The 13,520-nt window shown below is 34.5% G+C and carries 13 protein-coding genes; 1 reads left to right on the top strand and 12 read right to left on the bottom strand.

All coding sequences use genetic code 11. The annotated features are described in order from the left end of the window. Nucleotides 1-26: 26 nt before the first annotated feature. Both ACIP9W_RS03705 and ACIP9W_RS03700 read right to left on the bottom strand, forming a co-directional pair. Nucleotides 27-782, bottom strand: a complete 756-nt coding sequence (locus ACIP9W_RS03705; protein ID WP_400786160.1) for a fumarylacetoacetate hydrolase family protein — start codon at nt 780-782, stop codon at nt 27-29. Between the two features lie 36 nt (nt 783-818). Next, nucleotides 819-1,490 carry a GntR family transcriptional regulator gene (locus ACIP9W_RS03700; protein WP_400786158.1) on the bottom strand — a complete coding sequence of 224 codons (672 nt, stop codon included), beginning with the start codon at nt 1,488-1,490 and terminating at the stop codon, nt 819-821. A 447-nt stretch (nt 1,491-1,937) separates the two neighbouring features. On the opposite strand from ACIP9W_RS03700, the gene ACIP9W_RS03695 reads away from it, so the two are divergent. Further along, complete coding sequence (locus ACIP9W_RS03695) at nt 1,938-2,213, top strand: hypothetical protein (protein ID WP_400786156.1); 276 nt, start codon at nt 1,938-1,940, stop codon at nt 2,211-2,213. A gap of 221 nt (nt 2,214-2,434) precedes the next feature. Here ACIP9W_RS03695 and ACIP9W_RS03690 read toward each other — a convergent pair whose 3' ends face one another. The 10 genes from ACIP9W_RS03690 to ACIP9W_RS03645 form a co-directional block, all read right to left on the bottom strand. Further along, the gene (locus tag ACIP9W_RS03690; protein WP_400786153.1) at nt 2,435-2,791 is read right to left on the bottom strand and encodes a hypothetical protein; all 357 of its coding nucleotides are present in this window, start codon (nt 2,789-2,791) and stop codon (nt 2,435-2,437) included. A gap of 250 nt (nt 2,792-3,041) precedes the next feature. Next, complete coding sequence (locus tag ACIP9W_RS03685; RefSeq protein WP_400786151.1) at nt 3,042-4,028, bottom strand: agmatinase; 987 nt, start codon at nt 4,026-4,028, stop codon at nt 3,042-3,044. Nucleotides 4,029-4,095: 67 nt separating this feature from the next. Further along, nucleotides 4,096-4,752 carry an amino acid ABC transporter permease gene (locus ACIP9W_RS03680; protein ID WP_400786149.1) on the bottom strand — a complete coding sequence of 219 codons (657 nt, stop codon included), beginning with the start codon at nt 4,750-4,752 and terminating at the stop codon, nt 4,096-4,098. A 196-nt stretch (nt 4,753-4,948) separates the two neighbouring features. Further along, the gene (locus ACIP9W_RS03675) at nt 4,949-5,500 is read right to left on the bottom strand and encodes an amino acid ABC transporter permease (protein WP_400786147.1); all 552 of its coding nucleotides are present in this window, start codon (nt 5,498-5,500) and stop codon (nt 4,949-4,951) included. A gap of 18 nt (nt 5,501-5,518) precedes the next feature. Further along, nucleotides 5,519-6,250, bottom strand: a complete 732-nt coding sequence (locus tag ACIP9W_RS03670; RefSeq protein ID WP_400786145.1) for an amino acid ABC transporter ATP-binding protein — start codon at nt 6,248-6,250, stop codon at nt 5,519-5,521. Nucleotides 6,251-6,288: 38 nt separating this feature from the next. Next, nucleotides 6,289-7,152 carry a transporter substrate-binding domain-containing protein gene (locus tag ACIP9W_RS03665; protein WP_400786142.1) on the bottom strand — a complete coding sequence of 288 codons (864 nt, stop codon included), beginning with the start codon at nt 7,150-7,152 and terminating at the stop codon, nt 6,289-6,291. Between the two features lie 21 nt (nt 7,153-7,173). Next, nucleotides 7,174-8,616 carry an aspartate ammonia-lyase gene (locus tag ACIP9W_RS03660; protein ID WP_400786140.1) on the bottom strand — a complete coding sequence of 481 codons (1,443 nt, stop codon included), beginning with the start codon at nt 8,614-8,616 and terminating at the stop codon, nt 7,174-7,176. 332 nt (nt 8,617-8,948) lie between these two features. After that, entirely contained in the window at nt 8,949-9,821 is an 873-nt protein-coding gene (locus ACIP9W_RS03655) for a LysR family transcriptional regulator (RefSeq protein ID WP_400786138.1), read from the bottom strand. Nucleotides 9,822-11,090: 1,269 nt separating this feature from the next. Continuing rightward, nucleotides 11,091-12,272 carry a J domain-containing protein gene (locus ACIP9W_RS03650; protein WP_400786136.1) on the bottom strand — a complete coding sequence of 394 codons (1,182 nt, stop codon included), beginning with the start codon at nt 12,270-12,272 and terminating at the stop codon, nt 11,091-11,093. Further along, the gene (locus ACIP9W_RS03645) at nt 12,272-13,516 is read right to left on the bottom strand and encodes a tetratricopeptide repeat protein (RefSeq protein ID WP_400786134.1); all 1,245 of its coding nucleotides are present in this window, start codon (nt 13,514-13,516) and stop codon (nt 12,272-12,274) included. The genes ACIP9W_RS03650 and ACIP9W_RS03645 overlap by 1 nt, the downstream gene beginning before the upstream one ends. Nucleotides 13,517-13,520 lie beyond the last annotated feature (4 nt).

Raw genomic sequence — 13,520 nt, 5'->3', positions numbered from 1 at the left:
CTCTCTCCCCCTATTAAAATTATTTATTATTCAACTATGTTTACAAGTCTCCCGATTCCTTCAATCTCTATTTCAACTGTATCTCCTTCTTTTAGAGGAGCTACCCCCGATGGCGTCCCCGTTAAAATGACATCTCCAGGATTTAACGTCATCACTTCTGTTATATTCACAATAATACTTTCTACATCGTGGATGAGATCGTTCGTATTTGATTGCTGTCTCGTTACCCCATTCACATAGAGTGAAATGTTTACATTATTGGGATTTAGATTATTTTCAATTACTGGCCCTAATGGTTTGAATGTTTGAAAAGACTTTGCTCTTGTAAACTGTCCATCTTTTTTCTGTAAATTCCGATCAGAAACATCATTATTAATTGTGTAACCAAAAACATAATCCAAAGCTTCTTCATGTTTTACATGAGTCGCTGTTTTCCCAATAACGATTGCCAACTCAGCTTCATAGTCTATTCTATGTTCTTTCGTTGGTAGTTTGATTGCATCATTTTGTCCAATGACAGCACTTGGAGAGACCATAAACATCATAGGTTCGTCTGGTACAGGCTTTCCGCTTTCTTCTGCATGTTCTTTATAATTTAAGCCGATCGCAATGATTTTCCCAGGTTCTACCGGGGGTAAAATATTTACTGAATCTAAACGATAAGTAGAGCCAGTCATTGTTTGGTCATCCACTAGAAAATCGTCTGCTAACTGAGCAATCTCATCTCCATTCAAAATGCCATATAATACTTTCTCATCCTTTTTAAATCTGATGTATTTCATTTTTTCTTCCCCCTACTATGTAAAATTTTTTTTAGCTCAAACCAATTTCAGATTCTTATAAAATTCATTTTGTGTAATTCTTAAAATTTCTTTTCCTGCTCTAGCTTTATGTCTAAGCATCCAATTTTCAGCCATGACCGAATCTTTATTGATTAATGCATCCAGAATTTTTTCATGCTCTTCGATAGACAAACGTATATGACTTTCATTACTCGAGAATAATGATGGATAGCGCTTTGTATTACTCCATAGATCAATAATAGTATTGTATAGCAACTTATTATTGCTTTGTGCGTATATTCTAAGATGAAAATCTTTGTTCAACTTTTCGAAGTGATCGTAATCCTTATTTTCAAAACTTACTTTAGAGTCCTCTAAATTTTTTTCCAGATATTTTATCGTTTCATCATTCATATTGTCATTTGCCAATCTGGTTGCGAGCCCTTCTAGTTCAATTCGCATTTCAAATATTTCTTGAATATCTTTTGCTGATAATGTGCTGACAACTGCCCCCGTATGAGGCTTAAATTCTACTAACTTATCAGCATTGAGCATATTTAAAGCTTCTCGAACTGGAATCTCACTACTTCCATAACGCTTAGCTAATCGGCTAATTACTAATTTTTCGCCAAATTCGTAGGTTCCATTCATGATTTCCTTTTTTAAATCGTTATAAATTATTTCTTTTTTTGTACTATACAGGTTCAAAATCTATCCCAACCTTTCATTATGCTAAATCCTATATCATATATCATATATGATTTTAAATAGTCTGTCTATTGGTTTTAAATAAAAATTCAGATATTTAAACAAACTCAATCATAAGGTAATATGCAAAATAACATCCACCTTCTCAGTTCATTGTTATTTCCTAAGGCAATACCAACATTCTCTTTCCATAAATTAATTATTGGTTAATTATTAATTGCTAGTGAAAAAGAGCTAACCTATCATTCAAATATTTGGTATCAGATCCTCCTTCACCAAAAGACTAAGACTCAGAAACAGCTAAAGATTAAACGGTACGTAAAATATTATGTGGAACCCAAGACACGTCCCGCAGTTGCAATTTATAGAAAAAAGTTTATCTCATAAAAAAATAAGGTACATATACAATAAGACAAGTTCTTTAAGAAAGTTAAGGAGGAAGTTAAAATGAAAAGAAAAATAATTGCTCTACCTTTAGCATTATCGTCTTTATTTATATTAGGTGCATGTGGTGACGACGATACAGATGTGGATGAAATTGAAGTAAATGAACCAGTGATAGAAGAGGATGGAGAAAGCGATGCAGGTGTTGAGAACGAAGTAGAAGTAAATGAAGAAAACGAAGCAAATGATGAGAATGTGGAAGAAGTTGAAGAAAACGAGGAACCAGAAATGCAAGAAGAGGGTTCTATAAACGATTCAACGGAAGACGCGAACGATTAAACGAAATCACTTTTCACTTTAATATTAGTGAAAAGTGATTTTTTATTGGCTGAGGATATTGTATAGTTTAATAGACATATTTGAAATTGGCTTTGTTCCAAATTTGTCATAAAAACCCCACCAAAAGGTGAGCCAACATATTGGTATCATTAAATATTTGCAACTGGCAAAACAGCAAAACAGACACATTAAATGTGCCAAAAGCTATAATGTGTAAAAAATTATAATTTACTCTTAATCATTTTATCAATTATCCCTAACATTTCTCTATTTTGTTTTAGAAGTTCTATCTCTTTATTTGAGATTTCCTCGACGACTTGATACTGACTTACGGTGAGATGAACGCTATCTCCAATATCATCTCTAATAACTACTTGATTGACATTGACCACTCTATGAACGGTATACACCTTTTCCGAAGACAAATCCTTAAAGGTGTTCATTCTATTTGGGGTTAATATAGTCCTAGCTTTTGGAATGTCCAAAATTCGAATTAGATTACCCACTTGCGGTTTCACCTGAAAACCTCGGTATTTTTTAAACTCTCCATTTGGATCCATTAGATCAAATATTTCCATTGTTCATCCTTTCTGAAAAATGATTACACCTATCTCTAAAATTTTTAAAACCAAAACAATAGTAATACTCTCTAACAACATATCATAGTTCTATTGTAACAATTTTACTAATTATCGAACAGTCTGAATGTGAAATAAATATAAATGAAAACACAAAATAACGTCCACCTATTAATCAAGTGGACGTTACTTCTTTCTTGCTTATTTAAAGTCTGGATAAAGAAGAATCAGGGATATACTCTTAACTCAGTCACTCTATCGTCCCAGTAGCTGACACCGGAACGTTTTGTAATTTACGATTGTTTTTTTCTTTCTCTTTCAATATATGGCTCATGAAGTTTAACATGGTCATAGCTGCTACACGTGTTGTGGAGTTAGTTGGATCATATTGGGGTGCCACCTCTACTAAGTCAAAGCAGATGATCTCTCCTTTTTTAGCCATTCCTTCAAGGATTTCATTTAAGAAATCATAAGAAAAGCCGCCTGGTGAAGGAGAACCTGTTCCTGTAGCTAGTGAAATATCAAAGCAATCAATATCAATTGTTACATAGTATTTATCTGCTTTTGGAATTTTGTTCAGAATTCCTTCCACTCCTAGCTCTCGCGATTCTTTAGCCGAGATTAAGGTACTATTGTATGCTCTTGCAGCTTCAAAGTCTTCTTTTCTACTACTGCCTAAACCACGCAAACCGATTTGGACCATATCTTTAATATGATTCATTTCGGACATACGACGCATCGGGCTTCCATTCCCCCAGCTTTGTCCCCCTGGAGAATCTGACCAATCCAGATGGGCATCTAACTGGACGACCGTAACAGAACCCTCTGGCTCTAAGGCACGAGCAATTGGAATAGAGATGGAATGATCGCCACCCATAATCGCTGGAATTGCACCTTTTTCACGAATTTTTCTCACAGCCCATTCGATTGCATCAAATGAACCTTGGATATCTCCATGAACGACATCCGCATCGCCACAATCGACAATTTTATTTGGTGCCGCTAGATATACTTCATCACGCTCTGGATCATAGAAACCAGCGTCACCGCGGCTATAATGAGTCGATATTTCGCGAATACGTCTCGGACCAAAGCGGCATCCAGATAAAAAGCCAACTCCTGTATCATATGGTACTCCTAAAACTGCAATGTCAGCATCTAGTTCCTCTATATTGTTACATATTGGATACTTTGCAAAAGAAGCGATTCCTGTAATTGGCATATTTACTTTTTCCATGATAATTCCCCCGATATAATTTTTTTGGTATTTAAATAAATATTACTTATTGCTTTAATTCTTCCATTTATACTTTCAGCTGTCTTTCTAAGTTTCTGGACCATAAAGAAAGTGGATAACAAATGATGAAATATCCTAGTAACACAAAAGTGTATAATATAAAGACAACGGAGCTTTCGCCTGACATTTCTATACGCTCCATTGTAATTTGTGCAGTTTTTAAAAATTCTACATTCCCGATTAAAACAGTCAAAGACGTGGATTGAATTAAATTAGTTAAGATACCAATGATGGAAGGTAGAATCCTTTTAGTAGCTTGTGGAAGAATCACATACCTCATTGTTTGGGCATAATTTAAACCTAACGCATAACTAGCTTCTGTTTGCCCTTTTGTAATCGATTGAATGGATCCCCTTACAGATTCTGCAACATTAGCACTTCCCCATAAACTTAATCCGACTACCGCCGAAAGAAAACTGGAGATATGGATTCCTATTGCAGGGAATAAAAAAAATACTAGAAACAAAATGACCAAGGAAGGAATTCCCCGAAAAACGGTAATATAAAATTTCGTTATCGCAAGAATTACTTTCTGATTCATGGAGCGTAGAATTCCTATAATGACTCCTAAAATGATAGACATCACAACACAACAAATACTCAACCAAATAGTATTGATAAACCCTTCCACTAAAAATGGAAAACTTTCAGCAATCGCATTCATAGGAATACGCACCTCTCTTTCTACTTATTTAGCTTTGATTAATGCTGATTTTGGAGCTTTGTTTATTTCAAGATTAAATTTTTTACTCGTTTTACGCGTTACATCTAATTTTTTTTCGATCAAATTAAATAAGAAAGAGAGTATCCACACCATTAAGAGATAAAGGGCGCCTATAGTCAAAAACATTTCTAGTGTTTTAAAACGTAACTGCCACCGTATCGAGCGCTGTAAAAGTTAATTCGACTACACCTATACCAGCAAGATAGCTTGTATTTTTCACGACTGACATAGCCGTATTACTAAAAGAAGGAAAACTTACGCGGAATCCAATGGGAATGATGATATATCTATATACATGATACGTATTCATCCCAAGTGAATAGCCTGCTTCCTCTAATTGTTGAGAAACGGAATTAAAACCACCACGGAAATTTTCAATTGCATAAGCCCCTCCCCATAAACTAAGGGCAATTATTCCAGTTAAAGGACCAGAAATAGTGACCCCTAAAGAAGGAAGACCAAAATAGATTAAAAATATTTGAACGAGTAGTGGTGTGTTTCGAAACAATTCCACATAGCACTGTACAATTGGAGAAATAATTGGCACATTTCTATTTCGAATAAGCGCACCTGTAACCCCTATAATGAGGGACATTATTAGACTAATAACGCTCAATAAAAGCGTCATTTTAATCCCTAACATTAAATACGGAAACGTTTTGATCAAAAAACCGATATCAAATCCCATTACATATACCCCCTTCCACTATAATGCCTTTTGAAGGAATCTCTTTGTTCGTTCTGACTTACATTGATCGAAAACTTCCTCTGGGGTACCCTCTTCTACAATGACTCCTTCATCCATAAAGATGATTTTATCTCCAACTTCTTTTGCAAAGCCCATTTCATGGGTAACAACAACCATGGTCATACCACTTTTAGCTAGATCCTTCATCGTATCCAGCACGTCTTTTACCCGCTCTGGATCTAGTGCTGAAGTTACCTCGTCAAACAAGATTACATCTGGTTCCATCATTAGTGCTCTTGCAATGGCTACCCTTTGCTGTTGCCCACCAGATAGTTGATGCGGGTAGTTTTCCGCTTTATCACTCAAACCAACTTTACTAAGAAGTGACAGTCCGAAATCCGTTAATTCGTCCTTTTTTCTATTTTTTTGCACTTTCAACGGTGCAAGCAATAGGTTTTCCATGACGGTAAGATGCGGGAAAAGATTAAAGCTTTGAAACACCATGCCTACTCTTTGTCGTAAATTCTGTAGCGGGATATCGGTATGAGATTGATCATTCAAAAAAATACTGCCTTGTTCAATCGATTCCAATCTATTTAAGCAACGCAACAGCGTACTCTTCCCAGAACCACTAGGCCCAATGATCACTGTTACTTCTTTTTCAAAAATGGAAGTTGTAACCCCGCGTAAAATTGATAATTCACCATAGCTTTTATGCACATTTTCTATTCTAATTTTAGAATTGACCATTTTGGACTCCCCCTTCTCCGTGTTAAATAATTCAATTATTATTTCCTTGGCAATAATTCTGGTGTGCTATTGTACTCTGGGAACCAATTGTTGAACCATACGTAAAACAGGTCTTCTTTTGCAGCTTCTTTCGTAGCTGCATTTAACCAATTTAACCATTCTTCTTCTCCCTTTCTGACAGCAGCCGCCATAGGAAGTGCTTCGAATGGGTCTCCAGTCAGTTTTAAGGAGTCATCATTTGCTACTATTTCATATAACACCGTTTCATCATTTACCATCGCAACGGCACGACCATCTTTTAAAGCCTTAATCGCTTCGGAGTTCGCTTCAAGCTTCAATTGTTTTGCAGATGGCACTAATTTTTCAAGAGCGATACTACCAGTAGTTCCTTTTAGCGTCACAACTGTTTGGCCTTCTAAATCTTCTAAGCTATCAATATCACTGTCTTTACTAACCATGATCATATGAGAAGTACTGAAATAGGGATCCGTATAATTGATCACTTCTTTTCGTTCTTCCGTTACTCCTAGCGAAGCAATTAACACATCTACTTTTTTCGAATTTAATAGTGGAATACGGTTTGCACTTGTTACTGTTACTAATTCCACGGCATTCTCGTCACCAAAAGCATATTCCGCTAGTTTCTTTGCAAAATCGATATCATAACCAATATTCTCACCTTTTGCATTCATCGAACCAAAAGGTGGGAAGTCTGTTTTCACACCAACTACTAATTTTCCTTTTTCCTTTACGAACTCTGGAAGTTCAGGGAGATTTGCATTAGCTTCGGATAAAGTGCCAGTTGACTTGGATTCTGCTTTATTGGAATCTGAACTGCAGGCTGTTGCAAACAGTAAAATCATTAAACTAAGTGAAAGAAGATAAAACAAATTCTTTTTCATAGAAAAACCCCCATTATTTTTTTATTTATGTTCTCCTACAAACTGATTTTGTTGTAAGAAACTAAGCAAAAGGCTACTGCTCTTTTCGTAATCGGTCATTATTTTTGGATCTAATAACTGTTTTGCATCCAATTCGTTTAACAAGTTATTTTTTAATACGGTCTCTAAAATTGTCGTATTTTCTAAATAGGCCTGTTCAGCTATTTGAGTAGCTCTTTTATATCCCAGTAATGCCGCTAGCATAGTCGCATTAGATAGAGAGGTTTCTGCGTATTCCGTTGCATTTTCTTGAATTAGCTTAGTTCCATCCAGACACTTTTCTGTAAATATCGTTATAGCATTCGTGAGTAAATGGAAAGAAACAAAAAGATTCTTAAAAATGATTGGTGTCCATACGTTAATATCCAATTCTCCATTATCGGCTGCCATTGTTATCGTTTGATCATTCCCATACACCTGATAAGAAACTTGAATCATCATTTCAGGTATGACGGGATTAACCTTCCCTGGCATGATGGATGATCCAGCCTGTACAGGTGGTAACGCTAATTCACGAAGTCCTGCTCTTGGTCCGGATGATAATAATCTAAAATCCTTTGCCATTTTGGATAATCCGGTCGCAAGTCCTTTAAGCGTAGAAGATATTTTCAAATACCCATCTGCGTTTTGTAGTCCATCAAAGAAATTTTCTTTTTTTACTACCGGAATTCCTGATTCTCCAGGAAGGTGATGATAAATTGCTTCCATATAACCAGGAAATGCCCCTAAACCAGTTCCCACTGCCGTTGCTCCTAAAGGAATAGAGAGACAGGTAGATTTTAATTTCTCTATTTCATTTATTTGTCGTTCGATAAATGAAAGATAACCACTAAATTGTTGTCCTCTTGTTACAGGTAATGCATCCTGTAAACAGGTTCTTGCAAGCGCAATATCATCAGAAAACTCCTGAAACTTTGTTTCCAAGGACTTTTTAATAGTAGATAACGCTTTAAGTAGCTTTTCTATATATAGGAAACACGTCATGTTTACTGCGCTTGGTATTACATCATTGGTAGATTGCCCCATATTGACATGTGTATTAGAATCAACAAGGCCATCTCCAATACGTCCTCCCAATAATTCATTTGCTCTATTTGCGATAACTTCGTTAATATTCATATTGATGGAGGTTCCGCCCCCTCCTTGATAAGGATCTAGCGGGAACTGCCCCTGCATTTTGCCTTCCATTACTTCACTTGCTGCTTGGATAATCGCTGTTGCAATAGAAGGTTCCAAAACACCGATTTGTTGGTTACTTATTGCAGTTGCCTTTTTTATAGCTGCAATACACCATATAAGCTCAGGATACTGTTCAATAGTTTCTCCTGAAACTTGAAAGTTTTGGCGTGCCCGCTCCGTTTGAATTCCGTAGTAAGCATCGTCCGGTAAAAACATTTCCCCAATTGAATCCTTTTCACACCGCAAGCTGAACCCCTCCTATAAAAGACTCCACACAACCATTAGTACTTCTTTCGAGATACAGAAATTCGAATATACTAAAATTTCTGATATCAAATAGTTATTAGTATAATATAGCACAAAATAAATGCATGTATAGATTAATATTTTTTGTTGATTAATAGATGATTTTTATCAATTAAATAGTATTTGTAACATACTTACCTATCACCTAGTGAATATATTTTACTGAAAGCATGTAAAAAAGCTGTTCCAGATGGTGTATCCATCGGAACAGCTTTTAATAACAGTATAAGTTTTTCGCATATATAATTCGCTAATAGATTTATATCAAAGCGTTATTTATAAATGGTTTTGATAAATTCGATAATAGGGGAAGCCTCTTTTTCCTTCAAATGAACAAGCGTAATAGAAGTACTCATATATGTATTCATTTCTAGGGGAACTTGAGCTAATGTTTTATCGGCCAACTCTTCTTGAACCGCATGCTCCGGCAAAAAACAAATCCCCAAATTTTTCTTAACAAGTCTTTTCGCTGCTTCCATATTATCAATGTTCACGATCATTTTTTGGTGCAAATTAACCGACTCCAGAAGCCTGCTTACTAAAATCCAGTCTGGCGAATTATGATCATAAAAAATAGTATGGTGATTAGCTAATTCTTCTATTAAAACGGGTTGATCTGTCTTGAAAATGGGATGGTCAGGACTAGCATATAACCCAACATGGCTTTTTAAAATAGTAATGGAATTTAATTTAGGATGTGGGATATCTCGAATGATGCCAAATTCAACCTCATTATTTAGAACTTTAGTAATAACTTCTTCCGAGTGATGCGACATGACTTTTACACTTATATCCGGAAACTTATCCCTTAGTAAAGGTATTATCTCGGGTATTAAATAACTGGACACGGAATTGGAACAGCTGATTTTAATTTGATCCGGAATATATAATTGCTGATTTAATTCATACAAGGATTCTTGATATTGGCTCAGCATTTTTTCCGCATGTGGTAAAAAGTTTTTGCCAGCCTCCGTTAAATACGATTTTCGTCCCTCTCTTTTTAACAATACCGTATTTAATCCACTTTCTAATGCTCGAATGCGTGCAGAAATAGATGGCTGCGATAGAAACAATGCCTCTGCCGCTTTTTTATAACTCCCAAAATGAACGACATATACAAATGTCTCTAAGTTTTGAATGTTCATTTGCTCACTCCATTTATTTCTTAATTTACTCATTTTTCTTTCGTAAGTAAATGTGTTAGATTATTATAAACCTAAATAATTAGTTCTTATACCCGAAATTGGGGCTATTGGAAATGGAATGGTCAATAACTTCTTTCTTGAATCTTCCCATCAAACAGCACATAATTATTTTAGAAAAATGACTCTTGATGAACGTTTTGGAAAAAATGAAGTGTCAGAATAAATAGGGAAACAAAGAGAACTAATCCGTAAAGGAAAAGAATTATTAAAGTTTAACGGATTGGCTATTAAATAATTAAAAAGGTTATTAGCTTTAAAAGGTGCATCCAATGATTTTTTTCGCACTTAAAATAGGAGTACCACTGCAAGATTTTTAACTTGCACAGAAGATAAAACAGTATTGCTAGAATTTCGGTAACTTTATGTAGAACTTTAACTGCTGTGTTTTCATAATTCAAGGTAGAAGGTTGCGTATTTTCCACTTCAGTTGTCGCATCTTTCTGTTCTTCTACAACTTCTGCTGCAACCTTTTCTTTTACTGGCTCATTTTCAACTACTTCTTCCTATTCAGATCAAGCCCCTAGAATTAGCCAAGAAACTCTACCATACTATACTTTCAATTTTTTCATGGTTAGTTTCCAATTATCTAATAGTGAATATTGCATCCCAAATGAGCCAGTAATGCGTTAAATTAAGCCATCGATTGCGGAGAATAAAGCCACCCTTTGCGTACATGAGAGCCGACTACACGAATTCGGTTAGAATCATGCATACAATGAGTGTACTAAGGTATTCGCCATCGAAGACAGTTTATATCGAGCAGCGGGTATGATAGCCTCGTTTGGCAGAGCCAGCTAGATTTAGCTGGTTCTCTGGCGCAAGTCTCATGCCCGCCGAGGCTCGATGTCAAGCCAGCTTAACGATAGCCCATTAAAGATGAACAAAAGCCATATAAAGGTAAAATGGATTCTTTCCGCAACAGGTGGCTCTATCTTTCGCATCTAGTGGCTCAAAGCTCCGCACTGCCGGCTCAATCTGTCCGCAATACTCAAATAGACTGGAATTGACAAACTGATTATCTAACCGGTAGTCCCTGCCACACAAAGAAGCACTCCATATGGAGTGCCTCTTTGTGTAGCATGTCTGACTACTGTTTGTTCCTTGACAAATTGTATTTTACCAGTCTAAGCCCATCGTACTTTTGCCAGTCTAACAAAAATTATGCACCAGAACACAAACTAAATGATATTAAATTTCACAAATCAATATTTACAACATAGATATTATTCCTATAACAAAAACTATCACACCTATGCAACCCAGACAGCCAATAATATTTTTAATAAAACCCGCATTAAAATACCAAATGACTCCTACTATTACACCAATTATTGGATTGAAAATGAAAGAAGCAATTATAGCAAAAATTATTGAGAATGCTATAGAACCTCTATTCATCTTTCTATCACTATTTGTTTCATTGGTTTGGCTTTCTAGTGGAGTTTTGTTTTTATTACTATGATTGCCATGATCACCATAATATATTAAGTCCTTTCTGATATGCTTTTCTGCATTTATGACCCAATCACTTATATTAGTATTTTCATAGCCATTAATATCTTTAATAATTTTTATCAATTCTTTAAATGCATTGTTTGTAGTGTCTAGATTTTCACATAAAGTTATTAACATGTTTAAGAGTATATCTTTGTCTACATCTGACTTATACAGTTTTTTAATACGATGTACTACATCCGTATGATAAGAATAATCATCATTTATTATTGTAAGAAAATATAACTCTTCTAAGAGAGGAAAGTCTCTTACATTCTCTTCTTTTTCCGCAAGTTTTTCTTCAATAACTTTTATTGCAAGGTCATACTTTTCTTGCGTAATATATATTCTAGCTATATTTAGTACATAATTTAAATTATTTGAATTTAGTTTTACTAACCGTTCGTAATAGTGTGTTGCTGGGTTATACATTTTCAAGTTCAAATAATTTTGGCCAAGCAATTCTAATAGAACTTCGTCATTTGGATAAGTTTTTTCTAATGAAAGCAATAGAATATTTGCTTCTTCAAATTTTTCTAATTTCATTAAGCAATATGCTCTGTTTTGCTGAATAGTGAAATCACCGGAATAAACTAAGATTAATTCATCTAGAATATTAAGAGCTTTTTGCGGAAGATTCTTGTCTAAATAATCATCTGCCATGCTTAACATTCTATTATATGTACCATCATCATTTAATTCTTGATCGTATTTTTTTTTCTTTTCAGCATCCATTAATACTTTATAAGCTTTTGATAATAATTGAAATTGTTCTGGATAAGATTCATTCGGATATTCACGAATTTTTGTAAAATATGCTTTTTTTATATCCAGATTCGACGCATTCATATCAATTTCCAATATCTCATAGTAATTGGGTCCAAGATTAGTTACCATCACTGTACCTCTTCCAGGTCATTTAAGAATTTTTGTGCTCTCTGTGCTGTCCATTCTGTTGAGAAATCTTTCATTATCTGCTCGAATAATGCGATTCCTTCCTCATGCTGTCCATTTTTAATAAGCAGCTCGGCTTTTCCTAATAAAACATCATCGTAGAAAGGAGATGATATAAAGTTTTCTCCTTTATTTAATAAAAATTGATCATATAAATCTCTCAGTTCAAAATCTGAATTCAATCTACTAGTTGATTGAATCAAATAATAGTATGCATCATCAGAGAAATATTCATTGGGTCTATATTCTAAGCTTAACTTAAGAGAGTTGGTAGCCTCCTTGTATTTCTTATCTTTAAAAAATTGAAGCCCTTTTTTATACGTTGATAAACCTGCTTGACTCTCTAAATCTGAAATAGAAATATTTGATGCTTCTAACGTTGATTGCAATCTATTGAGATCTTCAACCTTCAGCTCTTTCTCACTTAATTGTTTTGAAAGTGCTTCATTCTCTTGAAGGAGTGTTTCTAGAACAATTTTATTTTCCTCAACTTGTTCTTCATACTTATTCGATAAAATTAATTCACTTTTTTTTGCTGTGACAATACTTTCCTCATTTTTTTCCACTTCTGTTTGTTGAATAATAAAAGCTCCAAGAAGTGCAGAGGCTACTAAACCTATTCCATATAAATATTTTCTGGATTTCTTACCTTTGGATGAAGATAAATTTCTAAATCTTTGCTGCTTCCACTGTTTAATTATCTCCTTTATTAAATTCATCTCTTTAATATGAATTGGTAATCTGTTTATTTCAACCAAGATGTCTTTACCACCTCTGATTAACAATAAAAGGTAACCAATATAAATATTTTTTGGTAAAGGGAAGCTATCCTGGTAATTTATTAGATTCTGAAATATATTAAATGCTTCATCTGTATTATCATTTTGAATATGACTGACAGCTAGATTATATTCTTCATATATTTCTTCGTATTTAGGTAGTTTTTCACTAACTAACTTAACAAATGAATAATGATTAGTTTCTTTTTCTAAATGAAGATTTCTCCAAATGTCAATTGCCTTATGGGGATTACCTAACGTAACTTGAGTTAGTCCATAATTCCATATAATATTTTGGTTATTTGGAAATTTTGAATATAGATTAGTTAAGATTTCATCAGCTTTTTCAAAGTTTTCGTTTTGTAGATAAATAATTGCCTCATTATATAATTCTACATATTCTCTCATAATA

The organism is Psychrobacillus sp. NPDC093180 (assembly GCF_044754065.1).
Taxonomy (GTDB): domain Bacteria; phylum Bacillota; class Bacilli; order Bacillales_A; family Planococcaceae; genus Psychrobacillus.
Note: the sequence above shows the minus strand (reverse complement) of the source record. Positions and strands in the feature narration are given on the sequence as shown.

Bases quoted from the DNA above. Each gene is read 5' to 3' on its own strand.
- ACIP9W_RS03705 (WP_400786160.1), bottom strand. From the start codon at position 782: ATGAAATACATCAGATTTAAAAAGGATGAGAAAGTATTATATGGCATT.
- ACIP9W_RS03695 (WP_400786156.1), top strand. From the start codon at position 1,938: ATGAAAAGAAAAATAATTGCTCTACCTTTAGCATTATCGTCTTTATTT.
- ACIP9W_RS03690 (WP_400786153.1), bottom strand. From the start codon at position 2,791: ATGGAAATATTTGATCTAATGGATCCAAATGGAGAGTTTAAAAAATAC.
- ACIP9W_RS03685 (WP_400786151.1), bottom strand. From the start codon at position 4,028: ATGGAAAAAGTAAATATGCCAATTACAGGAATCGCTTCTTTTGCAAAG.
- ACIP9W_RS03680 (WP_400786149.1), bottom strand. From the start codon at position 4,752: ATGAATGCGATTGCTGAAAGTTTTCCATTTTTAGTGGAAGGGTTTATC.
- ACIP9W_RS03675 (WP_400786147.1), bottom strand. From the start codon at position 5,500: ATGGGATTTGATATCGGTTTTTTGATCAAAACGTTTCCGTATTTAATG.
- ACIP9W_RS03670 (WP_400786145.1), bottom strand. From the start codon at position 6,250: ATGGTCAATTCTAAAATTAGAATAGAAAATGTGCATAAAAGCTATGGT.
- ACIP9W_RS03665 (WP_400786142.1), bottom strand. From the start codon at position 7,152: ATGAAAAAGAATTTGTTTTATCTTCTTTCACTTAGTTTAATGATTTTA.
- ACIP9W_RS03655 (WP_400786138.1), bottom strand. From the start codon at position 9,821: ATGAACATTCAAAACTTAGAGACATTTGTATATGTCGTTCATTTTGGG.
- ACIP9W_RS03650 (WP_400786136.1), bottom strand. From the start codon at position 12,272: ATGGTAACTAATCTTGGACCCAATTACTATGAGATATTGGAAATTGAT.
- ACIP9W_RS03645 (WP_400786134.1), bottom strand. From the start codon at position 13,516: ATGAGAGAATATGTAGAATTATATAATGAGGCAATTATTTATCTACAA.